A 26,195-nucleotide genomic window follows, 5' to 3' on the forward strand; every position below is an offset into this window, starting at 1 on the left:
CTCCCCCTCAAATATGGCAGGCATCTACATTCATATTCCTTTCTGTAAGACACGTTGTATCTATTGTGGATTCTATTCTTCAACCCGACTCGAGTGGAGGCAATCGTATATTGATGCCGTATGTAAGGAGATGGAACTTAGGCACAAAGAGCTGACGGCAGATGATGGGAATACGAACATTTCCACCATCTATCTTGGTGGAGGAACGCCATCTCTGTTAACGCCTTCACAGATAGAGCAACTTTTTCACACCGTCTATCGTTTTTTTTCTGTTGCGGATAATGCCGAGGTAACAATGGAGTGCAATCCGGACGATGTGACGGAGGATTTTGCCAAAGAGCTCTGCCTACTCCCCGTAAACCGAGTCAGTATGGGTGCCCAGACGTTCAATAACCAGAGACTGAAATTGCTACGACGCAGGCACTCGGCGCACCAGGTGACGAGTGCAACAGAAAGACTGAGGACCGCAGGAATCTGTAATATCAGTATAGATCTGATGTACGGTTTCCCGGGAGAGACACAAGAAGAATGGGATGAAGACATTCGTCAGGCTCTGGCACTTCAGCCAGAACATCTTTCAGCATACTGTCTCATGATTGAAGAAGGCACTCCACTTTACCAAATGCAGACAGAACAAGCAGACGAGAAAACTGAACGAAAAATGTACGAGACACTTATTGACCGATTGGAAGAAGCCGGATACGAGCATTATGAGATTTCCAACTTTGCCAGACCTGGATATCGTTCTCGTCATAACAGCAGTTACTGGACAGGCATCCCCTACCTCGGTTTCGGTGCAGCCGCACATTCCTACGACATCAAGAGTCGCAGTTGGAATATCTCGGATATCAATCTGTATATAGAAGGTCTCAGAAACGGACAACGTATCTTCGAAGAAGAAATACTTAATAAGGACACCAGATACAACGATATGGTGACAGTGGCACTGAGAACACGAGAGGGGTTGGATCTTACGCAACTCTCAGAGGAACAAGCTTCTTATTGTCGAAAGAATGCTACACCCTATATCAAGAGAGGATGGCTAGAAGAACACAAAGGACGAATCCGTCTCACCCGTGAAGGCCTCTTCGTCAGCGATTTGATTATGAGTGAACTAATGGTTGTAGACTAAATAGATTCCTGTTGCATCAGACGCCGGATGGCAAAGATATAATATACTATCAAGAGAGGGTAACCTATATAATATAATGTAGTAATGCTGAATACCACATAATTGACAGCACAGATGGCAGCCAAACCGCCTAAATATAAAATCGTCTCGCCCAAAGAGAGATGTTTCGACACATCATCGACTGTAGCAATGGCAACAATAACAATAGCCCAAACAGAAGAGACAAACAAACCCAGATGAAGCGGTAATGCAAATGGATTGAGTGATGGATGGTAATAAAAATGCCGCCACGACTCCGGTCCGAACAATTGAATAGAGCTATAAAGTACCGCCGACGATGCGACCAACAGGCACAGGGTTGTCGGATAGAACGAGGGGATATCATTAAAATGCACTATCTTCGCCCCCTTCCGCAAAAGACGGCGTACCCCATAGGCTGCCACGATTACGACACAAAAAGCCAGGAATACAAGCAAGTGAACATCAGAAAAGATATCAATAAACTGACTAATCGGATCGTCTGGAGACACCTTTGCCAGTAGTTCCGACTCATGAACCCACCCAAAGGTCAACTGATCACGAGCCACCTTCACCCAAACAGAATCTATAGAGTCGGCTGAGACGGTCCTAATGTCAGCTACAACGATATGTTCGTGTCTGCGGAGGACTATGGAGTCTTTTTGCCTTTCCTTTCCCACCGACTCGATCTCAGCTGACACCACATCAGGTATATCCATTCCTTCCGGTTGCTGTTCGACGACTACCAAGGAATCGCCTGTTACAACAAAATTATAATTCTGCGAGTAATGATGGGTGGTGTAGAAAGAGATCGAATCAAGCTGTTGTCTAGTAAGATCCCAGGCATCAGGCGTCAATGGCCCCTTGTTATAACATCCCGTAAAGAGGAACGAAAGAAGGAGGAGTCTAACAATGGTCCGCATAGATATTCATCTGGCAATGTTGACAATCAAACTCAAGACGGAAGCGACGACCGTCGCCTAACATAAGAGACAGGGGTTCTCGCCATACAGGACGTTTTCCACCATGTTTCACGCAAAAGCCAAGACTGTAACGGAGACAATGGCGGCACTGCATAATCGGGCCGTTACCACCCTTCAGTTCAAAGGCCGTGAGATCTGCAAAGCCATAGAAATCGCGTGCGAGTCGATTAGATATATTATATAGGTAAGGATATGGATAGTCCGCATGGTCTTTCTCGTCATGAGCAACAGAAAGACGCGTTTGTTTATCACAATCGGAATCACCATCCTTACTTAATAGTTCTACGAGTTGTCGTCGCATTTCAGACAGCAAACTATTCGGAATAAAATAATTAAAGTCTGACGGGATTTCAATATCCTTACATTCATATATAGTATCTCCAAGCTTTGTCAGTTGGCGGACCAGATTCTCGCGGGGAGACTTCTGTGCTTGTTGGTGCTCTGCCGGAAAGTGAAGAGAAACACGCGAACCATGAAGAAGAGCACTAAACTCAAATCCATCGTCGGCAACAGAGAGAGAGAGGGTGATGGGAATCTTTCGGTAAGCACTAGGCTTTGACAGAAGCCGTTCAAACTCCTGATCACTGTTTCTATAGAGTCGCATTCCAGGACGCAGTCCCTGAGGCATCTTATACGGATAGATGCGATTACTGACAACGCGATTGGCACGAAATCCCTCGAATTGAACTTCTGTTTGGGGGGACGAGGCGGATGACTTTGCAGAACGTAGATAACAAAGGCCATCACCATTGGAGAAACTTACCACACCCGCCACATTGAAGGAATCACCACGAATCTCCTTCACGGTTCCGACATACTCACCAATAGCCTTAGGGGTATCAAAGGAAGCAATGGCTGGCTGACGTCCATTGGCGAAGTAGGTCGTATAGCCACGATTGAACGTCTTATTCAGATTCGGTTCAAAAGTATAGTTACAATGTCCTTGCGACGCACGGCAGTATTTATCGGGATAACGACGGATTATTTCATTCAGACGCTCACTATAGGCCGCCGTCACGTTTTTCACATAAGAGATATCCTTCAACCGGCCTTCGATCTTAAACGATGTAGCTCCTGCCGCAATAAGTCTTTCCAGATTATCACTCTGGTTCATGTCTTTCAATGAAAGTAGATAACGTTCGTGTTCTATCTCTTTCTCGTCTGCGTCTATCAGTGAGAAACGCATTCGACAGAACTGAGCACATTCACCACGATTGGCAGACCGACTAAAACAATGCTGAGAAGCATAACAGATTCCCGAATAGCATACACACAAGGCTCCGTGGACAAACACCTCCAGTTCCATGTCTGGTACAGCACGGTGAATCTCCGCGATTTCCTCTATTGACAGTTCGCGAGCTAGAACCGTCCTGGAAAAGCCAAGACTTCCAAGCCACTGCACTTTTTCCGCCGTTCGGTTATCGGTCTGAGTTGATGCATGAACACTCAGGGAAGTAAGAGATTCTTCCTTCAGCATCTGAAGTACGCCCATGTCCTGTACAAGAATGGCATCCACGCCAGCGCTAGCTAACTCATGTAAGAGTTTCTGTGTGGCTTCCAACTCCTCATCATAAAGGATTGTATTGACTGTGACATAAACGCGAACACCAAAGGGATGAGCATATTCGCAAAGCTTGCGGATATCCTCCACGCTATTCCCAACGGCAGCACGAGCGCCGAAACGTGGCGCTCCGATATAGACGGCATCGGCACCGTGGTCTACAGCCGCGATGCCACATGCTAAATTCTTAGCCGGAGCAAGTAATTCCAGTTTCCTCAATTGTCAGTTATCTGATATCGTCAATATTATATGGAGTTTCCTGATATACATAATAGTTAATCCAGTTGGCATACAACAGGTTAGCATGCGCACGCCATGTCACCAACGGAGGAAGATCCGGATTGTTATCCCGGTAGTAGTTCTTGGGAAGGTCAACGTCATCACGTACCCCCCTATCTCGTTTATACTCGTTGTCAAGCGTGTTCGGAGCATACTCCAGATGCCCAGTAATATAGAACTCGCGTCCACCTCGTGCCATCACCATACTCACGCCACATTCTGGAGACTCAGCAATTAGAGTTAGTTCCGGATTAGCGATAATATCCTCACGGTGAATTTCCGTATGACGACTATGGGGCATCATAAACACATCATCGAAGCCTCGGAAAATAGGAAGCGTCGTTCCAACATGATACTGTGGAAAGATGCCAAACATCTTTTTATCCAGCGGATACTTAGGTATTCCATAATGGTAATAAAGTCCGGCCTGAGCAGCCCAGCAGATATATAGTGTGCTCGTCACATGCGAGCGGGCCCAGTCGAAGATTTCCGTGATTTCATCCCAATAGGTCACTTTCTCGAAATCCATTGTCTCTACAGGTGCACCTGTGATAATCATTCCGTCGAATTTCTCCTGTCGCATGGACTCGAAATCACGGTAGAACATCATCATATGTTCTATCGGCGTATTCTTGGGGGTATGACTCTTCAGTTTCATGAAGCTTATCTCCAACTGCAAAGGTGTATTTGAAAGCAGACGGATCAGGTCTGTCTCTGTTGTAATCTTCAAAGGCATCAGGTTCAGGATGACGATACGCAAAGGACGAATGTCCTGCGTCGTCGCTCTTGAATTATCCATCACAAAGATATTCTCATTCTTCAGAATATCGATGGCAGGCAATCTATCGGGTAATCTTAATGGCATTTTAGTGGTTTTATTTAATTCTTATCAAACAACAGGAAATATTATCTAATCCTCCCTTCTGGATAGCTGACAGGCAGAGTTCATCAACGTCGCCACCGTCTTCCAATATTTGGGAAATTGCACTATCCGGCAGCATATCAGTGAGTCCATCGCTGCAAAGCATGAAGGTATCGCCCACAAGCACATCGGAGGTTATCTGAACAATATCTATATACGACGTGCCACATCCTCCTCCAATACAGTTTGTGATGATACTTGTATGTTTCTCCGAGCCCAACATATTATTTAACGAATGATCCGTCGTCAACTGAGTCAGTTGTCTGTCACGAAAACGATACAAACGACTATCACCACAATTCAGCGAATAGAAATCATTATTATAATAGGCTAATCCAACCAATGTTGTTCCCATCCCCTTAAAACGTTCGTCGGCACGTCCCTTCGATGCGATGAAAGCGTTGATGGATCCCAGCCATGATACAATTATCTCATTGAAGTCGCCAGCCCCAAGTCCCGCAGGTATGTCATGGTAGAAGAATTGTAGGTTTTTCAGAACATCCTCACTGGCAACATCGCCACTGTTATGACCGCCCATACCATCAGCGATGGCAATGATATAACGGTCTTTCTTTTCCAAGTCTACGTTTTTACTTATATGGGCGTCACGAATATACTGATCGTCCACAAGTATCATATCCTCATTGCTATGTCTGACACAGCCTACATGGCTGACTGCTGTTATCTCTAATCTTATCATCTGAGTATTATCTAATAATAACCTGAAGGTTGATATTGGCGATGGTTAGGATATCTCCATTACTCAAAGTCATCTCAACATCAGGCTGCATTAAATGCTGATTCAGTCTCGTGCCATTCGAAGAGTGTTTATCGGCAATGCACCAGCCTGTACCCGATTTATATTTTAGTTGCGCATGAACACCTGAAACGTATGCCTGATGCTCAAAGAACTGTGTATATGGTCCTTGTCGACGACCGATAATTGCTCCATTCATGGCAACCAGACGTATATTGAGGCTATCGTTCGCTAGTGTCATCACAGGAATATTCTGTGAGGAGCCAGGCTGAGATACACCTGGTTCTGTCGGAATATGAGACACATAGCCTGTAACAGACATACCTGGCGGTATCTCTCTCTTACTGGAACCAGCAGAGAGCATCAGACCTCCACAATATGTACAGCGCCTGCCTAATCCTACCCTTCCGCAATGGTTACAGAAAAACAATTCCTGCCCACACTGATCGCAATAGTGGGAATCGTCATCTATCTCCTCTCTACATGCTGGACAAATAATCATTTTCTATATATCTTCTGGCAATATTATCTGATATGTTTCTTTCGTTACCTGATCTGGCGGCATCTTAGACACACGGAGAGACAACCTCTGGATGGTGGCATCAAGCAAGTTACGCATCTCGCGGGCATTGCCCCACGACTCATCCTTACCCAGCACCATCTTATAGATTGTATCAAGCGCCTTAAACTCAGCCGTCGGTGAGAGTGTATACTGATCCTTTTGAGCCATCTGCTTAAAGATAGCCAACAGTTCATCTTCATTATAATCATCGATATGGAGCTTGTGTGTGAAACGACTTGCCAAGCCTGGGTTCATCTGTAAGAACTCCTCCATTTTATCTCTGTATCCGGCAGCGATCACGACGAACTTTCCACGATCATCCTCCATTCGTTTTATCAAGGTGTCTATGGCCTCTTTGCCATACTGGTCTCCACCGTCGCCCAGCATATAGGCTTCGTCGATAAACAAGACCCCGCCCATCGCCTTATCACACAAGGCATTGACAATCTTCGGGGTCTCGCCCATGTATTTTCCCACCATCGTGGCCCGGCTGACCTCCAGCACTCGGTTGGTGGGTAGGATATCCATGGATTGCAGCACCTCACCCATCTTACGGGCAACAGACGTCTTTCCTGTTCCCGGATTACCCGTCAAAACAAAGTTCATAGCCATCTGCTGGACCTTTCCGGCACCCATGGCTGCACGCTGTTTCATAAACATGCTCTGAACAGCCAAACGACGGATCGAGTTTTTCACCGTACGCATACCGATAAGTTCATCAAGTTCATTCAATACCTCATCCAATGGACGAGTCGTCTCGCCCTGAGCCATCGGAAGGTCTTCTGGTATCAATCCGAACATATCATTCTCCTTGAAGCCGGAATCGTTCATTAACGTCACCAAACGTTGACTCTGGCGTTCCACCGTTTCGTCAAAGATCCGACGTGCCTCGCGGGCATTACCGAAGTTTTTGTCACGTCGCAGGTACAACTGTTCAAACTGTCGATGAATGGCAGCACGAGTCGTGTCATCGATGGTGAAGTTCTTTCCTTTTGCCAAATGCAGGAAGATGTCTGTCAGTTCGTCAGGAGTATAGTCGTCGAAATGTATCGTCTGTGTAAAACGACTCTTCAGACCTGGATTAGAATCGATAAACTCATGCATCTGGTCCGTATAACCAGCAACGATACAGATAAACTTACCACGGTCATCCTCCAATCGTTTCAATAATGTATCAATAGCTTCCGCTCCGAAAGAGTCTCCCTCGCTAGACCGCAACGTATACGCTTCATCAATGAAGAGTACACCACCCATGGCCTGATCTACCAGTTGGTTGGTCTTTATGGCCGTCTGTCCAGAATAACCTGCAACAAGTTTTGATCTGTCAGCCTCAACCAACTGACCTCTAGACACGATGCCTAGAGTCTTGAATATATCTGCCATGATCCGGGCAACAGTAGTTTTTCCCGTTCCCGGATTACCTGTAAAGACATAGTGTTTCCCTTGAAATGTACTTGTCTCTCCACGTTTTATCTGCAGATTCAAGTATGCAGCCAAGTTCGAGACCTCTTTCTTAACAGCATTCAGTCCCACCAGTCCGTCTAGTTTTGCCAGACAGTCAGAGATATCCACCGAACGCGGAGTCTCGTATGGAATATCTTCCATCTTGATGGTCATCAACTCCTCATTGCTCATTGTCGAGATACTCTCGCTTTGCAGGCGCTGAGCTTGTCTCTTACAAATCTGGTCAAAGAGTGTACGCATGGTACGACCATTGGCAAAATCCTTATCACGAGACTGATGCATCTCAGCGATCATCTTCCTAGTCAGTTCCTCAGCCTCTTTCGAGAATACGTATTTCTTCTCTTTAGCGAAGACCTGCATAATCTCGTACAATTGCTCAGGCGAATAATCCTTGATATCAAGGAAATAGTTGAAACGACTTCGGAAGCCAGGATTTATACGGAACAGATTTTCCATCTCCATCCGATAACCGGCAGCAATGACCACGAATTGTCCGCGATCGTCCTCCATCCGTTTCATCAGTTTCTCCAGAGCCTGCGCCCCCTGATTATCACGTTCTCCTGCAGCACTCAGGGGAGCCAATGTATAAGCCTCGTCAACAAAAAGGATTCCTCCCTTTGCCTTATCGCAGAGTCGGTCTACGACCTTTGGTGTCTCACCCTGATAAGGACTCACCATCTTCGCACGGTCTACTTCCACGACATGACCACTATCAAGATAGCCGATGGCAGCCAGTATCTCTCCAAGTTTACGAGCAATTGTCGTCTTACCAGTACCGGGATTACCCGTCAGGATGATGTGCATACCCATCTTTTCCTGTTTTCCCAAGCCACGTTCCGCACGCTGTATGCTGTTCTGCACAGCATAGGCAATCTCGCGCACAGCACTTTTCACCTCATCCATGCCGATGAAGAGATCAAGATCTTTGAGAACCTCATCAACAGTCCGTTCTTCGGGCACATACCCTTGGATATCCTCTTTCTCCACCCGTATGGCCTTTTCACCACGACTGATGAAATGTGTAAAGATATCCTCTGCAGTCTTTATGGCAAGATGTCCATTACCAAATGTCTCATCCTTGATCTTCAACTGATATTTAAAATATCGCATCAACTGATTATCCGCCTCGGCTGAGAAATCCATGACACCATACTTCATCCTGAGACTCTTCTTACAGATATCCGTTAACTCATGATATCCAGGAGTTGGCAGACGGAAGGTGTATTTGAAGCGGTTGGCCACTGCAGGATTACTCTCTAAGAAATCTTCAAGTCCCTTGCTCAGGCCCGAGATAATGACAACTGGGTTATCATCCCATTTGTCCATCTCCACAAACAACTTATCAAGCGGATTCACCTGATTAGAATATTTGTCAGGGAGTAATTTCTGAACATTATCAAAGAACAGAATGCCGTTCTTTGCCTTTTTGATATTGTCGTCCCATTTGTCAACAAAACGCTGATAGTCGACAGCATCAACCATCGTCAGTTTGGGCTTCTCAATAATCTTATGCTGATAGAAATAGTCTCTGAGGATTTCTGCAAGGGCTGTTTTACCCGTACCCGTCTCACCTATAATCACAGCATTGACAGAGATACGAACATTCACGATATCCTTACGAGAACGGAGATAGGCATAAGTATCGACTATCGTCTTGAGTTGCCTCTTCACTTCGTCGAGTCCCACAAGTTTATCAAGCAAATCCTGACTGACAAGTGGTTTTCCACACCACTTACAGAACTTGGCGATACCCCGATTTTCCTTATGACAGTTCTCACATATCATTATTCGACATCCCTTTCTAATTGCTTTATAATTTCAGTAGGAGAAATCCTCTTCACGTCCGGATTATCGACATTCATCAGAGTAGGACTGAAGATGATAAAGTTCAGCACAAATATCAGTGCCAAGACACTCCATAGGATATAATGTAATACACTCTCACCACTGATGGAGCGCACCTGATCGGTCACGTCGTTCAATACACCGAACTTCGACCCATTATAGCGATACGATTTTGTCTTAAACGTATAGTATAGGGGCTCCAACAATGTTGACTTGATGTCATTCTCCAATACCTCGGCAATCAGTTTGCTATCTGCTTTCTGATCACCACGGAAGTCTGTCAGATGGCATACCAGCATATACACCAACGTTATAACGATGATCGCCATATTAAAGAGAGACGGGTGAGACTGCCCGATATATTTCAAGACTATAATAGGTATAAAGGAAGAGAAAGCCCCCAACAATCCCCAAAAACAAGAGAACACGAAATCATAGCCTCTGAAATAAGCTCGGGTACCCACAATGATGGCGGTCATCCCACCTAACGGAAGGCCTATGGAGAGGAACGTATGGTTCAACAGGTATGTGTGGTTCTTGACACCTATCAATAGGATCAACAGTAACCAGATACCACACAGGACAAAAAAGGTCATCCGCCAGAATTTCTCTCTCTTCTTCGCATGATACCAACTGTCGCGCACACTCGTTACCCTCTTAGATGTTTCCTCTTGGGCATCAATAAAACGCTTGTAATAGGGTTGGGAGATGTCAATCTTTCCGAGGGCAAGAAGCCATTCCTCAAGGGCATGCTCATAAGCATACTTCGTGGAGAAATCGGCAAAAGGATCTTCATGATAGAATACCGCCATCCACTGAGCAAAAGAGCCATTTCGTAATTCCGCCCTAATCTGGGAGAAGTTGTGGGGATCAATAGATCGGCCATCAACATACTCTACTCCATCTGACATCAGATACGATGGGGTAACCCCCAAGATACGGCAGAACTTATAAACTGCAGTCCTCGCATCGTATGCTCCTAGGCGCTCACGATTCTCCTCACTCTTCAGGTCAAAGCAACGGGTATACTCATTCAAGACCTCTGTCCAACCGTGTAACTGAGCATAATAATAGAAACGCCCATTAAGATCCAGGAAGTCTTTCATCTCCTCTTTGAAATCCTGAGCACTCATATGCTCGCTCTTCCTCAGTCGCTCGGCGAGTTGTTCGCCAATCTGTAGCGGAGTAAAGGCGCTACGCAGATCATAACCTGCATGACGGTCCAGATTATAGAGGACTTTATATGCCAAAGCTTCCGAATAAGACTGTCCCTGGGTCAATATACGAAGACTCTCACATGCCATCCGGTCTTCATGACTATACATCCATGAGAGCAGACGTCCGTCTGTCAGGATATGCCAGTCGTCAGCTGTCAGTTTCTCCTTCCCGTAGGTGCTGACAATCTCCTTCAGATTTGATGACGGATATCGAGCTAACAGAGATATCTCCGGATCTATCTCATAGACCAAACGCATAATAGCCACATGAGTATCATGATTCTCTGACGGGGAGAAATACGAGCGTAATCGATCTATGTTACACTTTGTGTGTGATTCCAGATATAGGAAAAGGCTATCATTGGGATTAGTAAGAAGAATCCCATAATCACTCTGATAGCTTAATAGTGAGATGGCAACACTATGTACATCATCACAAGGATTTCCCTTCACGTCCTTGTATGGGTATGTAGGTTCCATGGCATAGATAGCTGCCATCAGTCCTGCACGCAGGTCAACCGGATAACGGTTAACGACGATATCCTTGACAATCGTACTCAGTTTCTGGTTGCCACATGACTCCAGCCACGAACTAATCCGTCCGTTGTATAAATAGCCAACTGCCAGTTTCTCGTTATCGAGCAGCATGGGGATCAGCTCATGAATGTTATCAGCCACAAGATTCTTATCAGGATCCACAATAAAGCTCTTGTATTTCAGGAACGGTGACGATAAATCGACCTTCGGACTGGCACCTTCAAACCATTGTTCCACTTGTTCATATCCCCATCGATTGATCGGGTTGACAACGGTCAGTCCTTGAACAAGTAGTCTGACGCGCTCTGGCAGTTCATTGATATGAGGAAGACGACCCTCGTTTTTCTGACGCATCATCACACGCTCGTTCGTGCTCATCGGGTTCTCACCCAACCAAAGTGCCATCAGACTGATTCCCAAGGAATAGAAATCTGCCGCAGGTGTCACTTCCACGACACCGTCAATCACATCAGCATACATCTCTGGAGCCGCATATATTGGGGTACGAGCCTGTGTGGTTTTGTGCGCCTTCCCATCCTGATCCAAGATACTAGAGATACCAAAGTCGCCCAAAACGAGTTCCGTATGCTCCTTGTCGCGGAAAAAGAAGTTACTTGGTTTGATATCCTTGTGCAAGATATTGCACTCATGACAATATGCCAATGCAGCAGCTCCTTGCAGAGCGATACGCCGGAACTTATCCATATCGCCATTAAGTCTGTAGGCTGCCATGGTTCCGCCTGCCAGATACTCCATCAGTTCATAATAGCGATGTTTACCCTCAACATATGTTTTGCCAAAGTCGAACACTTTGACAATCATCTCGAAGTCGAAGTTGTAGACAGTCTGAAGGATTTTCCTGTTGACATCAAAATTGGGGTAATATACTTTCAGAACGTATTTCTCGTCGTCACGCTCAACGAGATACACTTGTGCCTCACCGGAATTATCGCTCAGGCACTGGACATTCTTGTATTTGACTCCTTTCAACATGAAGAAGTCGTTTCTGGCATCCTCACCAAGAGCGACTATTCCGTCTGCCCTCATCGTACTGTCCGCACAGTTCATGACAGGTTTCTCTGATGTCCGCATGGTTCCTACATGAGGCTCCGAACGCATCGTCATTCCTCCTAAGCTAGCAGGATCCACCCGTTTTGTTCTATCAATACCGTCTGCCGTTTCTGCCATATGACCAAGAGTTCTTTGCGTGCCCATCACTCATCGTCTTTAATATCCTTCTTCGTGTTCTTTCCTAAAATAACCCATTTTCCACCCAGTTGTGGTTTCGCACAACCACACGGACTGGAATGCAATGCATGCTTATAATTACACTCCCAAGCAAGTCTTACCCCCTGTGGCCGACACGCCATAGCATAGTTCCGGACCAAGGCTGGTTTGGGCTGAGGCGTCTGTGCCATCTGCTCCAAGATATCCGCGATTTTCTTGAGGCGTTCTTGTCTCTTCGCGTCATACTCCTCCTTGCTGATGCGCTTATTCCCTGATTCTGCAATCACAGGATGAGCGATTCCTCTATCTTGTGCCAGTAACGTCAAAACGCGTTCACGCAATTTGATATTTCGCTGATCACGATGCAGGTCTCGTTCAGAGGAATAAGGGACGACGTTCTCCATCTGCTGAAGCTCCCACGCCAATTTCTGCATCTCTTTAAACTCAGGAAGTTCATTAACTTGTTCTGCCAACTGGCGAGCCTCTTCTGTCAGAGGGGTTCCGCACTGTTTACAAAAAGCGAAGTCATTCAACGTGTGACAGACAGGACAGACTATACCGCCACGAGGACTGCCGCACTCCGGACAGAAAGCATCTTCGTCTGAGATAGGAGTACCACAGAACGAGCACACATCTTTCCTGACATAATGACGACATACCTCACAGAAATCCGCATCCGGTTCAAGCAATGCGCCACAGTTCGGACAGGTCGTCATCACGATTGCGTTTCCGCAGGAAGCACAGAACAGCGCTTCCGGTTCGTTTAGCGCTCCGCAATGAGGGCACTGTACCCTCTGCGACATTTGCGCCTGTTCTTCCTGCTGCTCCTGCACCTCAGAGAGCATTTCCACATGAGAGTTCTCGCGCTGGGCTTCTTGCGTTCCGGGAGTAATCTGTTCTGGGTTTAAAGTTATATCTTCTTCGTTCATAAACGCGCGTTTGAAACAACTAAGTTAGGTGCAAAAATAAATAAAAATATTTAAATCACCAAAAAAACCGCCGTAAATTTATATTTACGACGGCATTTTATCAAGGTTCCTGAATTCTACCAAAGTTGAAGGCGCTCTGACTTCGGGATAAACATCTTATCACCCTCCTTTATGCCAAAGGCCTCGTACCATGCATCAACATGCGGCAGAGCTCCATTCACGCGCCAACGTCCCAAGGAATGCGGGTCACTTTTTGTACGCTTTCGGATCTCAGCCTCTGTAATATTTCCTGCCCATACACCAGCATACGCATGGAAGAAGCGCTGGTCGGCGGTCAGTCCATCAATCACTCCCAACGGCTGATATTTTGTTGCATTCTTGTATGCTGTGTAAGCGACCTGAAGCCCGCCATGATCAGCCAGATTCTCACCAAGGGTCAGTTGACCGTTAGCCTTCAAATCAGGTAACACACTGATAGCCGAGAAGAAATCTGCATATCTGCCCGTTCTCTCTGTAAAGTTATTTCCATCCGACTCTTTCCACCAGTCCTTCATGTTTCCGTCTTTATCGAAACGACGTCCTTGATCATCAAAGCCATGTGTCATCTCGTGGCCGATAACCACACCTATAGCGCCATAGTTAAAGGCATCATCGGCAGATGGATCAAAGAACGGATACTGAAGTATTCCTGCAGGGAAACAAATCTCATTAGTCGTGGGATTGTAATATGCATTCACAGTCTGTGGGGTCATATGCCATTCATCACGGTCGACAGGTTTCCCTACCCGATGATCAATAGCCCATTTTGTCCAAAAACGACTACATTCCAGCATATTCTCATAGTAAGATTTTTTAGGATCAATTTTTAAATCCGAGATATCTGTCCACTTATCAGGATAGCCAATCTTCACATAGAACGTATTCAACTTCAACAAGGCATTCACCTTTGTTGAATCACTCATCCAGTCCTGGGCTGCGATACGCTCTCCAAGAGCAATCTGTAGATTTTTCACGAGCGTCGTCATACGTTGCTTCGAAGACTCAGGGAAGTACTTCTCTGCATAGATTTTTCCAAGAGCCTCACCCATCACGCGCTCCACCTGCGAGGTACTGCGCTTCCATAACGGGTGGTTCTCCTTACGACCAGAGAGCACACGACCTTCAAAATCGAAGCTTTCTGCTATGGTTGCATCACACAGATAGTTTGCAGATTCTGTGATGATGCCCCACTCCATCACATCACGGTATTCCGAGGGCTTCATGCTTCCCACAAGTTGGTTGGCTCCATCAAGGAAAGCTGGCTGTCCCACAACCATTTCCTGAAAATACTTACTTTCTATGCCTCTGGCATTCATGACCTTTTCTAACGGGAGATTGGGGTATCTTTTCACGAACTCAGCCAGAGTCATTTTGTTGTAATTAGCCTCAGGATCACGAAGCTCTGTGCGCGACTTAGATACCTTGGCCAGGGCAGTCTCTACCTTCATGATGTTCTTCATCTTGGCCGTTGCTGCGCTCTTGCTGAAGCCAAAAAGCTGGAACATCTTGACGATATGCTTTTTATATGCCTCACGGATGTCTGCCGTTGCCTTGTCATTATCGAGATAATATTCTTTCTGACCTAGCGACAAACCTCCCTGATACACATTGAGGATATTTTGTGTAGCATTCTTGTCATCTGCTCCGAAACCAGCATTAAAGAACTCTTCTTCACCATACGGAGCTTGCTCCAACTGGATGGCGAGCAGTTGCTGATTTGTCTTGGCTGCCTCCAGACGCTTGATGAGAGGCATGACAGGTGCCACACCGTCCTGATTGCGTCGATCTATATCCATCGCCAACTTATAGAGATCACTGAGTTTCTGCTCAATTGTCCCCTCTTCGTAGGTATTGTTCTGCAACTCCGAAAGAATCGCGTTGATACGCTTATTGTTATCTTCCTGCAGTTTGTCAAAACTACCGTAGCGTGAATAGGCCGCAGGCAGCGGATTCTTCGTCATCCAGCCACCGCATGCATATCCATAGAAGTCGTCACCTGGTCGTATGGCTGTGTCAAAGTCTGTCACGTCCAGACCTGAGTGCAACGGTTCCTGAGCCAAAGCGCTCACAGATACTGATGCAATTGTCATCATCATGATTATTCGTTTCATTTTTCCTTTATATTTATGATTGATTTAACATTTCCAGTTCTTCACTCAGCCGCTCCCATTTTTCGATTTCCTCGTCAAGGCAGCCTTTCGTCGAAGTATATTCCGTCACTAGCGTCATATCTGAGGCGTTCTCAGGCACCATCAGCAGGTCGTCAAGTTCTTTCAGACGCTGTTCCATCTTTTCGATCTTCGCCTCCGACTCCTTGACTGCCTTTTCCGCACGTTTGATGCGTTTCTGCTGTTCCTTGTGTTCGGCATAACTGAGAGCCTTAGATGCCGATTCCCGCATGTTCACCGCTTGGGAACTGGGATTTTCCCCGGAGGAAAGTCCAGGTTTCCCCGAAGGAAAGTCCATGTTTCCTCGGAGGGCATTCTTTCCCGTCCCATCCAGTTCACTAAGTTCGGATATCTTTTTCTCCCGCAGGAAGTCATAGACACCACCAAGATGCTCCTTGACTCTGCCACCGCCAAACTCGTAGACCTTTGTCACGAGACCGTCAAGGAACTCACGGTCATGCGACACGATGATAGCCGTTCCGCCAAAGGCCTTAATAGCCTCTTTAAGCACATCCTTCGACGCCATGTCCAGATGGTTTGTCGGCTCATCGAGAATCAACAGGTTGACAGGCTCCAGCAACAGGCGGATCATCGCCAGGCGACTTCGTTCGCCACCACTGAGGACCTTGACTTTCTTGTCAGCCTCTTCGCCGCCAAACATAAACGCTCCAAGGATGTCCTTAATACGCAGACGGATCTCTCCCTTTGCCACGTTGTCTATTGTCTGGAACACCGTCAGGTTTTCGTCAAGCAGTTGCGCCTGGTTCTGAGCGAAGTAGCCAATCTGCACCTGATGGCCGATCTTCAGTTCTCCATCAAATGGGATCTCTCCCATCATGCATTTAACAAGCGTAGATTTTCCTTCGCCGTTCTTTCCGACAAACGCCACTTTCTCGCCGCGCTTGATGGTGAGCGTTACATGGTCGAAAACAGTATGAGAGCCATAGTCCTTCCTCACCTCGTCACAGATGACAGGATAGTCGCCACTTCTCAAACAAGGCGGAAACTTCAGGTGCATGGCCGAATTATCTACCTCATCAATCTCGATAGGTACGATCTTCTCCAGTTGTCTGATCTTCTGCTGCACCTGCACAGCCTTCGTGGCCTGATAACGGAAACGCTCAATGAAAGCCCGCATGTCGGCAATCTCTTTCTGCTGGTTCTCGTAGGCACGGATCTGTTGCTCCCTGCGTTCCTGACGGAGCACGACATACTCATCGTACTTCACCCGATAGTCAACGATGCGTCCGCAAGAGATTTCCAACGTACGGTTCGTGACATTATTGATAAAAGCTCGGTCGTGGCTGACAAGTACCACCGCACTTGAGCTCTGCGCGAGGAACTGCTCCAACCATTGTATCGACTCGATGTCTAGGTGGTTTGTCGGCTCGTCGAGCAACAGTACGTCAGGCTTCTGTAACAAGATCTTCGCCAGTTCGATACGCATACGCCAGCCTCCAGAAAACTCCGAAGTGGGTCTCTCGAAGTCCGTACGCTCAAAACCAAGTCCCGTAAGTGTTCGTTCCAGTTCGGCTTCGTGGTTCTCTGCGCCCATCATCAGATAGCGCTCATGCTCTGTAGTGAATTTCTCAACCAGCGCCAGATAATCCTCACTCTCATAGTCGGTACGATCCACAAGTTCTTGGTTCATCCTGTCTAATCGTTCCTTCAGTCTCATGACATCAGCAAACGCTTTCTGCGCTTCTTCTCGTACTGTCGTATGATCCTGCAGAACCATCACCTGCGGCAGATAACCGATTCGACAATCGTTCGGTATACTCACCGTTCCCTCCGTCGCCTTCTGCTGACCACAAAGAATCTTCAGCATCGTTGACTTTCCTGCACCGTTCTTTCCTACAAGGGCAATACGGTCTCTGTCGTTGATGACGAAACTGGCATCGACGAACAATGGCTTAACGCCAAACTCCACTTTCAGTTTGTCTACAGATATCATCGCTTGTCCACAAACGTATAATCCTTATATTCCTCACGAGGGAAACGAAGCATCTCATCATCGATATCACCAGATTGGAAGTTCGATATCTTGACTGTCGTCCATATGAATGCCACCTTGATTCGGAGCTTGATCGGACGATAGCTCTTGCGCTCGACAAGGGCATGAATCTCCTTCATTCCCTTCATACCTTTTTTCACTCGCAGTGTCAGCATCAGTCCGTCCTGATGGTTGGCAATGCTGTAGTCGTAATTATCAGGCTCGAACTTGAACTTCTGTGAGTATTTATCCGAACGATTGTTCTTCGCACTGTGGATCTCGACTTCCTTCTTTCTCTTCTTAATGGTGTATACCGTCGTGCCGTCGTTCCATGAGTTCATCTTAGCATCTACGAACTTACTTTTCTTTCCTTTGTACCAGATAGTACCATAGGTCTTGTAGATACCCGTTATGTTAACATCATAACGCATGGTGGCACCTTGCTCACCAAACACCTGTTGGTATGCGGAATTAAAGATACGTCGCGCCTGACGGGAGTTGGCTGTCTCCTCCGCCCTCATCATCGTCTGCGATGCCAATAGTAGCATCACACAGAGCATTATCCTAAACTTTATTTTCATTTTTCTGCTTTCGAACTGCAAAATTACACATTTTTTCGTTTTTTATTGCTATATTTGCCCCAGATTTTTAAAGATTAACAAAGGTTATCATGGAAAAGAATATATTCGCGAAACTCATCGCCGATGCACTTAATATCCAGGAGCGTGCCGTTGCCAACACCATCGCACTGATCGATGAAGGCTGCACCATTCCCTTCATCTCACGATACAGAAAAGAACGTACAGGAGGACTAGACGAGGTCCAGATTGCCGCCATCAGTGACAAGTACGAGAAACTGCATGAGATCCAGAAACGGAAAGAGACTGTTGTGAAGACCATTACTGACCTTGGCAAGATGACACCCGATCTCAACCAGCGCATCGAAGCGTGCTGGGACGCTACTGTGCTCGAAGATATCTACCTGCCATACAAGCCTAAGCGGCGCACCCGTGCTCAGGTTGCAAGAGAGCAAGGATTGGAGCCCTTAGCCCAACTTATCCTGCTCCAACGTGAACGTGATCCTGAACGAGCAGCAGAACGCTATGTCAAGGGTGACGTCAAGGATGTTCAGGCTGCCATCAAAGGTGCTCAGGATATTATAGCCGAGACCATCAGCGAAGACGAACGATCACGGCAGCAGATCCGCAATGCGTTTTCCCGTCAGGCAATCATCTCCTCAACAGTAGTCAAGGCTAAGGCAGACACAGACGAGGCAGCAAAATACAGCGACTATTTTAACTGGTCGGAGCCACTCAAGCGATGCTCATCCCACCGACTGCTCGCCATGCGTCGAGGCGAGAACGAAGGAATACTCCGAATCAGTATTTCGCCTGATGACGAAGAGGCCACAGAACGTCTGAAACGTCATTATGTATATGGGAATACGCCCTGCGGCTTATTAGTCAGCGAAGCAGTCGACGACGGCTACAAACGGTTACTCAAACCAGCTATCGAGAACGAGTTCGCTTCTCTCAGCAAAGAACATGCCGATGAAGAAGCCATTCGCGTCTTCGCAGAGAATCTCCGACAGTTACTCCTAGGAGCACCTCTCGGTCAGAAACGGGTGATGGGCGTCGACCCAGGATTCCGTACAGGATGCAAAGTGATTTGTCTTGACGCACAAGGTAATCTGCTGCATCATGAAGCCATATTTCCCCATCCGCCTGTGAACAAGCACATGGAGTCGGCTATGGCCCTCCTACAGATGATTCGGAAATATCAGATTGAAGCCATCTCGATCGGCAACGGCACCGCCAGTCGAGAGACTGTCAACTTCATACACGATGTGCTGGCTGGACGATACAATACCGACACGAAGCAACAAGTTGTAAGTTCGAAGCCACAGGTCTTTGTCGTTAGCGAATCCGGAGCATCTGTCTATTCTGCCTCGAAAATTGCCCGTGACGAGTTCCCTGATGAGGATGTCACTGTACGTGGCGCAGTCTCCATCGGCCGAAGACTCATGGATCCCTTAGCGGAACTGGTGAAGATAGATCCGAAGAGCATCGGTGTAGGACAATATCAACATGATGTAGACCAAGCCAAACTCAAGCATTCACTTGACCAGACCGTCGAAAGCTGTGTCAATGCCGTAGGTGTCAATCTCAACACTGCCTCTCAACACTTGCTGATGTATGTCAGCGGTCTCGGCCCGACACTTGCCAAGAACATCGTTGACTATCGGAAAGAACATGGTGCGTTCACCTCACGAGCACAACTAAAAGACGTGCCACGCCTCGGACCAGCTGCCTATCAACAGTGTGCAGGCTTCCTTCGTATCCCAGGAGCCCCAAACCCGCTCGACAACTCAGCAGTACATCCAGAGAGCTATCCTATTGTAGAGCAGATGGCAAAGGATCAGAAATGTAACGTCAAAGATCTGATTAAAGACAAAGAGAAGCGTGAGGCCATCGACATCAGAAAATATGTTTCTGACAAAGTAGGCATCCCCACCCTTACCGATATCCTACACGAACTAGAGAAGCCTGGGCGTGACCCACGCGAACAACTGGAAGAGTTTGAATTCGATAAAAATGTGTCAACAATTGACGACCTAACAGAAGGAATGATTCTACCGGGAATTGTCACCAACATCACCAATTTTGGAGCTTTTGTTGACATCGGTGTACATCAGGATGGACTTATCCACATCTCACAGATGTCCAACCGTCGCATTGCTCACCCACTTGATGCAGTCAAACTCCATCAGCACCTCCGTGTACGTGTCATCGAGGTCGACAGACGGCGTAACCGTATCTCTCTCTCGCTAAAAGGCGTATAGGCTAAAAGGATTATTCATACCTAAAAGCCTGATAGGAATGAGGTTTCAGTGACAGGGCGAATTTCGTCTTGTCGCTCTTTTTCCATCCGATCCATACAGCTTCAGCCTTACCATCAATAGTACTGCTATCCTGAAGGCTCGTTAGTTTCTTAAAACCATCAGTGACGCCAACCAACTTAACATCAACAGGCTCGTCATTGAAGTTTTCCACAATTAAAGTGTGGTTGTCATACATAAAGAGGCAAACCTTAGATGGACCTTCTAGGTAGAAGTCCATATCCTGACTCATCACTCGACGTATCTCATTCAGTGCAAGACTTGGATAATCATAAAGGTTTCCCTTGTCATCAGGGATTGTAAGCACATAAAGATAGGCATCAGCATATTTGGCCTTATGAAGAATTGGGAAGCCAGACACACCTCCTTTCAACGGGCGTCCTGCACTAACAACTTCCCAACTGTCGTTTGTCTGATAGAGAACCTGCGGGATAATCATCTCGCGCGAGCTCTTTCCATATCGACCAAAGTCATTCACGATTGCTTTCATGTCAGAACAGCGCAACTCACAGACCTGTGCAATCTTCTTTGGGATGGCCTTCAGTAAACCACTGGTGATTACCACATCATGCCCACCAAGCAGTTGCTGTTTGATCTTATCCATTATGTCAGGATCGCCTGCCGCTTGTTCTGTCAGTAATACGACTTTCTGTCCCTTCGGGAAAGATGGATACACATCCATAGGAAGACCTATCATCCCTAAGTAGTTTTGAAGGAAATCCTCACCCAATGCATGGAAAGGTTTAAACGACTGAATACCCACAGGGTTTCCTAATTTCCCAACCAACTCATCTGCCTGTCGTAAAGCCACATCAGCAATACGCGCCATCGTAGTCGGGGTCACGGTCTGGTTACCATTCTTATATGGTGCCCTCATCTCATCATAATTCCAGCTTGTCCCAGTTCCCTGCCATGGGGCACGGAAATTATCGAGCAACGGAATCTCCAACAACTGATTATAAGCAAAAAGCATCACATCGCGCGCTTTTGCTATAGCCGTCAGATGCAGCTGTTCTGCATAACGATCCATGCTCATCTGAATTCCGCCAGCATCAACCCATCCTCCTCCGTTATAACCAGGCCTCAGGTTCTCAAAATAACGAATAATCTGATAGCTTAGATAGTTCTGCAGATGTTGGTCTCCATCGGGGTTACGTGTCTCCGTACCTGTCCAAATACCATCAAACAACCGCGGTCCATCCTCCAGATTGAAACCTAGCCCCTGAAAATGATCGTACCAATTAGGATACTTGATAATAACTTTCACCTTTGGATTTACTGCTTTTGCAGGACCTATTACAAGGTTCTTGGCAGCATCGTTCATCAGTTTCAGCCGATATTCTGTCCATGTCATATCGCCTTTTGCAGCAATCTCTACAGGACTCTTGCAACTGGTAAAGAAAAAATCGTCGAGCAAGAATTCGTCGAAATGTTTGGCTGTCGTCTCGGCAATCCGCTTGACAATCTTCCTATGCTCAGGATCAGAATAACAAAATGTCTCAAATTCATTACTCTCATTGACAGTATAGGTAATACCGCCTGCAACCTCTATGCCTTGCTTTTGAAAGAATGCCTTGGCCTTCTCTATCGTTCCATCATCTACAAGCAACATATCTCTATGTGTCTCCAGATATATCTTATCAACATCCAACTGACTAGAAATCGTTGCCCAAGACGATTCTAGCCATTTGGTGTCTTTCATTTTATCCACCTCGTTGGCACGTACATAGACTGAGACTTTGAAATTCTTATGTTTTGCCTCCATCTGTATAGCAGTCATCAGACACACAAACAGACAAAGAACGAAATGCAGTGAAACACTACCCTTCACAAGCAGTCTTGATACAACCGCCATCATCGATAATATTCTCATAAGTCTTTTTATGGTTAATGAATAGTTTGAGATTTCACTTGCAAAGATAAATCTTTTTCTTGAAACGACATAAACAAACAGGAAAAAACTACGTCTTTTTCATATGTTACATAAAGTCACACATAAGGACGTCTTATACCATAAACGCAAAAACAGGTACTACTCGCAAGTAGCACCTGTTTTTATTCATAAAGACTTTTCTTTACTTTACTTTCTCCACGATAGCTTTGAAAGCCTCTGGATTATTCATGGCAAGGTCGGCGAGCACCTTACGGTTAATCTCAATACCAGCCTTGGCAAGCTTGCCCATCAATACAGAATAGCTCATTCCCTCCTGGCGTGCAGCTGCGTTAATACGCTGAATCCACAGGGCGCGGAAATTGCGTTTCTTATTGCGACGATCACGATAGGCGTAGGTCAGACCTTTCTCCCATGTGTTCTTGGCTACTGTCCAAACATTCTTGCGGGCTCCAAAATAGCCGCGGGTAAGCTTCAAAATTCTCTTGCGCTTTGCTCTTGATGCAACGTGATTTACTGATCTTGGCATAATTTTTCTACTTTAAATGTTCGACAATAGGTTTAACGGAGACACAACAGGTCACGAACCTGCTTCATATTGCTCTGATCTACAATTGTTGTACCCACCAAGTTACGCTTCTGCTTCTTGGTCTTCTTGGTCAGAATGTGACTGTGGTAAGCGTGACGTCTCTTTACCTTACCTGTTCCGGTGAATGAGAATCTCTTCTTTGCGCCGGAGTTTGTCTTTACTTTTGGCATTGTTTTATAAATTTAAATTGTTATTATTAACTGACAGCAACGCATATACCGGGCGCGCCATCTTCTTTTTCTTTAATCTTTCGCTTCCTGCAACTTCTTCAGAGCGTCAGCAGAAATCTTCGCATTAGCAAACAGTCCACTATTCTGGCTGTCTTGCAAACGCTCCGAAATCGGACGAGATTCAGCCTCCTCGACCTCTTGTTCCCTCTGCAACTTAGCAGCCTCTTTCGCCTCCGCCTCTGCGGCCTCACGGTCACGAGCCTGCTGACTCTTCTTCTGAGCTCCTGCTTTTTTGGGAGCCAGATAGAGAAACATTTTCTTTCCCTCGAGTGATGGCATCGACTCAACCTTTCCACACTCCTCCAGATCGTTAGCAAAACGAAGGAGCAACACCTCACCCTGCTCTTTAAACAGGATAGAACGTCCACGAAAGAACACATAAGCTCTTACCTTATTGCCCTCCTCCAGGAACTCCTTGGCATGCTTGAGTTTGAACTGATAGTCATGCTCATCGGTCTGAGGTCCAAAACGAATCTCCTTTACCTCAACCTTCACCTGCTTCGCCTTCATTTCTTTTTGGCGCTTTTTCTGTTGGTAGAGGAACTTAGAATAGTCGATGAGACGACATACTGGCGGATTTGCGTTTGGCGAAATCTCCACAAGATCAACGCCTTGCTCACGGGCCATGTTCAATGCATCACGAGTAGAAACGACAGACGAGCCATCATCTCCCACGATGCGAACTTCACGTACTCGAATCTGTTCATTGACACGGTACTGGTTCTTTAATTTGTCATTCTTCATCCACTATTTTTTAAAATCGGCTGCAAAATTACGATAAATAAATGAAGAAATGAAATAATGAAGAAATGAAACAATCTTTAAACCATAATATTTATATTTATTTAACATATGGTACCTCGATTTACATCTCACATATCCATTATTTCATAACTTCATTCTATCACTGTTATCAAAAATCTTTCGTCATTTCTGCGACGCGGGTATTCACTTCATCGATAAACTCTTGGATGGTCTTCACACTTTGTTCTCCACCTCCTTGAGGACGAACGGCGACAGTACCATCTTGCTGTTCCTTCTCACCTACGATCACCATATAGGGGATACGCTTAAGTTCATTATCGCGGATTTTACGACCTAGTTTTTCATTACGTAGGTCAATTGTAGCACGTACTCCACCCATATCAAACTTCTTAGCGACCTCCTGAGCATAGTCATTATACTTCTCAGACAGAGGAAGAATTGCGACCTGGTCGGGGGTGAGCCATAAGGGGAAGTGTCCACTGGTATGTTCAATGAGCACAGCACAGAAGCGTTCCATCGATCCAAATGGCGCACGATGAATCATCACAGGAGTCTTCTTCTGGTTATCCTCATCCGTATATTCGAGGTTAAAACGCTTCGGCAAGTTATAGTCCACTTGAATAGTGCCCAACTGCCAACGGCGGCCGATAGCATCCTTAATCATGAAGTCGAGTTTTGGACCATAGAAAGCGGCCTCACCGTATTCCACCTTTGCAGGTAATCCCTTCTCCTCACATGCCTCAACAATGGCCTTCTCCGCCAGAGCCCAATCCTCGTCTGTTCCCACGTACTTCTCATGATCGTTAGGATCACGAAGTGAAATCTGCGCTTCAAAGTTAAAACCAAATGCCGTCAGCACAATTCCGATAATATCCATCACATTCAGGAATTCCTGTTTTACTTGGTCAGGACGACAGAAAAGATGGGCATCGTCTTGTGTAAACGAACGTACACGAGTCAAACCGTGAAGCTCACCGCTCTGCTCATAACGATAGACGGTTCCGAACTCTGCGATACGCAATGGCAGATCACGGTATGAACGAGGTTTCCAAGCAAAGATCTCACAGTGGTGAGGACAATTCATCGGCTTAAGCATGTACTCCTCATCTTCTTCTGGAGTATGGATTGGCTGGAAAGAATCCTTGCCATAGTGAGCATAGTGACCAGAAGTCACATAAAGATTCTTTGAACCGATATGCGGTGTTATCACCTCCTGATAACCAAAACGCTTTTGAACCTTACGCAGGTGATCCTGCAGGCGCAGGCGAAGTTCCGTACCTTTCGGAAGCCAAATGGGCAAGCCCTTTCCGACCTTATCAGAGAACATAAAGAGCTCCATCTCCTTACCAATCTTACGGTGATCACGTTTCTTTGCTTCCTCAAGCATCACCAGATACTCGTCAAGCATCTTCTTCTTTGGGAAAGAAACACCATACAGACGCTGCATCTGCTCACGAGTTGCATCACCACGCCAGAAAGCGCCTGCAACAGATGTCAGTTTTACAGCTTTAATCTCACCTGTGTCAACAAGATGTGGACCACGACAGAGATCAGTAAAATTACCCTGCGTATAAGTTGTGATCGAGCCGTCTTCTAGGTCCTGCTCAATGTGCTCGCACTTATAAGTCTGTCCATCAGCAGAAAACTCCTTCAAAGCATCGGCTTTCGACACTTCACGACGAACCACCGGCTCTTTTTTCGCCGCCAGCTCTTTCATCTTTGCCTCAATCTTGGGAAAATCACTCTCCTTGATGCTCTCACCGTCCTTCAACAGCACATCATAGAAGAAGCCATTCTCGACAGCGGGTCCAAAACCGAACTGGATACCTGGATACAACTCCTGTAAGGCTTCAGCCAACAAATGCGCAGATGTATGCCAGAATGTGTGCTTACCCTGCTCGTCTTCCCATTTGTAGAGTTCTATCGTCGCATCCTCTTGAATAGGACGGTTTAGCTCTACAGTCTCACCATTCACACCACAGGCCAATACGCTGCGTGCAAGAGCCGGCGAAATGCTCTCTGCAATTTGATAACCAGTCACGCCCTGTTCATACGAGCGAACAGATCCGTCTGGGAATGTAATGTTGATCATATCTACAATATATGTTTGAATTTAAAAGTGCCTGCAAAGGTACATACTTTCTCTGAAACGACCAAATATCCAGTCCAAAAAACAAGCATGGGTTAT

Annotated in this window: 18 protein-coding genes; 2 read left to right on the plus strand and 16 right to left on the minus strand. The window is 46.3% G+C overall.

The features are described from left to right. Positions 1-13: 13 nt before the first annotated feature. Positions 14-1,132 carry a radical SAM family heme chaperone HemW gene (gene hemW / locus BLU99_RS11620; protein ID WP_091902284.1) on the plus strand — a complete coding sequence of 373 codons (1,119 nt, stop codon included), beginning with the start codon at positions 14-16 and terminating at the stop codon, positions 1,130-1,132. Here hemW and BLU99_RS11625 read toward each other — a convergent pair. From BLU99_RS11625 to BLU99_RS11675, 11 genes are all read right to left on the minus strand, one after another. After that, positions 1,129-2,073 (minus strand): beta-carotene 15,15'-monooxygenase, encoded by a 945-nt coding sequence (locus tag BLU99_RS11625; protein ID WP_091902285.1) that lies wholly within the window; start codon positions 2,071-2,073, stop codon positions 1,129-1,131. The genes hemW and BLU99_RS11625 overlap by 4 nt on opposite strands. Continuing rightward, positions 2,057-3,913: a peptidase U32 family protein gene (locus BLU99_RS11630; protein ID WP_091902286.1), complete on the minus strand. Its 1,857-nt coding sequence runs from the start codon at positions 3,911-3,913 to the stop codon at positions 2,057-2,059. Before BLU99_RS11630 ends, BLU99_RS11625 begins: the two co-directional genes overlap by 17 nt. Positions 3,914-3,920: 7 nt before the next feature. After that, on the minus strand, positions 3,921-4,838 hold the full coding sequence (metA, locus tag BLU99_RS11635) for a homoserine O-acetyltransferase MetA (RefSeq protein WP_091902287.1): 918 nt from the start codon (positions 4,836-4,838) through the stop codon (positions 3,921-3,923). A gap of 10 nt (positions 4,839-4,848) precedes the next feature. Next, positions 4,849-5,595, minus strand: a complete 747-nt coding sequence (locus BLU99_RS11640; protein WP_091902288.1) for a PP2C family protein-serine/threonine phosphatase — start codon at positions 5,593-5,595, stop codon at positions 4,849-4,851. 7 nt (positions 5,596-5,602) lie between these two features. Further along, on the minus strand, positions 5,603-6,154 hold the full coding sequence (locus BLU99_RS11645; RefSeq protein WP_091902289.1) for an FHA domain-containing protein: 552 nt from the start codon (positions 6,152-6,154) through the stop codon (positions 5,603-5,605). A gap of 3 nt (positions 6,155-6,157) precedes the next feature. After that, the gene (locus tag BLU99_RS11650) at positions 6,158-9,463 is read right to left on the minus strand and encodes an AAA family ATPase (protein WP_091902291.1); all 3,306 of its coding nucleotides are present in this window, start codon (positions 9,461-9,463) and stop codon (positions 6,158-6,160) included. Then, positions 9,463-12,465, minus strand: coding sequence for a serine/threonine protein kinase (locus BLU99_RS11655; RefSeq protein ID WP_176771132.1), 3,003 nt, complete (start codon positions 12,463-12,465; stop codon positions 9,463-9,465). Before BLU99_RS11655 ends, BLU99_RS11650 begins: the two co-directional genes overlap by 1 nt. A 26-nt stretch (positions 12,466-12,491) precedes the next feature. Next, complete coding sequence (locus BLU99_RS11660) at positions 12,492-13,433, minus strand: zinc ribbon domain-containing protein (protein WP_091902295.1); 942 nt, start codon at positions 13,431-13,433, stop codon at positions 12,492-12,494. Between the two features lie 116 nt (positions 13,434-13,549). Beyond that, positions 13,550-15,583, minus strand: a complete 2,034-nt coding sequence (locus tag BLU99_RS11665) for a M13 family metallopeptidase (RefSeq protein ID WP_091902297.1) — start codon at positions 15,581-15,583, stop codon at positions 13,550-13,552. A gap of 13 nt (positions 15,584-15,596) precedes the next feature. After that, complete coding sequence (locus tag BLU99_RS11670; protein WP_091902299.1) at positions 15,597-17,594, minus strand: ABC-F family ATP-binding cassette domain-containing protein; 1,998 nt, start codon at positions 17,592-17,594, stop codon at positions 15,597-15,599. Beyond that, positions 17,591-18,214 (minus strand): LolA-like protein, encoded by a 624-nt coding sequence (locus tag BLU99_RS11675; protein ID WP_091902301.1) that lies wholly within the window; start codon positions 18,212-18,214, stop codon positions 17,591-17,593. The genes BLU99_RS11670 and BLU99_RS11675 overlap by 4 nt, the downstream gene beginning before the upstream one ends. Positions 18,215-18,303: 89 nt before the next feature. On the opposite strand from BLU99_RS11675, the gene BLU99_RS11680 reads away from it, so the two are divergent. Then, the gene (locus BLU99_RS11680; RefSeq protein WP_091902302.1) at positions 18,304-20,475 is read left to right on the plus strand and encodes a Tex family protein; all 2,172 of its coding nucleotides are present in this window, start codon (positions 18,304-18,306) and stop codon (positions 20,473-20,475) included. A 10-nt stretch (positions 20,476-20,485) separates the two neighbouring features. On the opposite strand, the gene BLU99_RS11685 is transcribed toward BLU99_RS11680, so the two are convergent. The 5 genes from BLU99_RS11685 to thrS form a co-directional block, all read right to left on the minus strand. Continuing rightward, complete coding sequence (locus BLU99_RS11685; RefSeq protein ID WP_255397563.1) at positions 20,486-22,405, minus strand: hypothetical protein; 1,920 nt, start codon at positions 22,403-22,405, stop codon at positions 20,486-20,488. A 202-nt stretch (positions 22,406-22,607) separates the two neighbouring features. After that, positions 22,608-22,952 (minus strand): 50S ribosomal protein L20, encoded by a 345-nt coding sequence (gene rplT / locus BLU99_RS11690; protein WP_091902303.1) that lies wholly within the window; start codon positions 22,950-22,952, stop codon positions 22,608-22,610. Positions 22,953-22,984: 32 nt separating this feature from the next. After that, positions 22,985-23,182, minus strand: coding sequence for a 50S ribosomal protein L35 (gene rpmI, locus BLU99_RS11695; RefSeq protein WP_091902304.1), 198 nt, complete (start codon positions 23,180-23,182; stop codon positions 22,985-22,987). Positions 23,183-23,254: 72 nt separating this feature from the next. Then, a complete protein-coding gene (gene infC / locus BLU99_RS11700) occupies positions 23,255-23,986 on the minus strand; it encodes a translation initiation factor IF-3 (RefSeq protein WP_091902305.1) in 732 nt (243 codons plus the stop codon). 169 nt (positions 23,987-24,155) lie between these two features. Continuing rightward, positions 24,156-26,099 (minus strand): threonine--tRNA ligase, encoded by a 1,944-nt coding sequence (thrS, locus tag BLU99_RS11705; protein WP_091902306.1) that lies wholly within the window; start codon positions 26,097-26,099, stop codon positions 24,156-24,158. Positions 26,100-26,195: the final 96 nt, after the last annotated feature.

Source organism: Prevotella sp. lc2012, assembly GCF_900107065.1.
In the GTDB taxonomy this organism is placed as follows: Bacteria; Bacteroidota; Bacteroidia; order Bacteroidales; family Bacteroidaceae; genus Prevotella.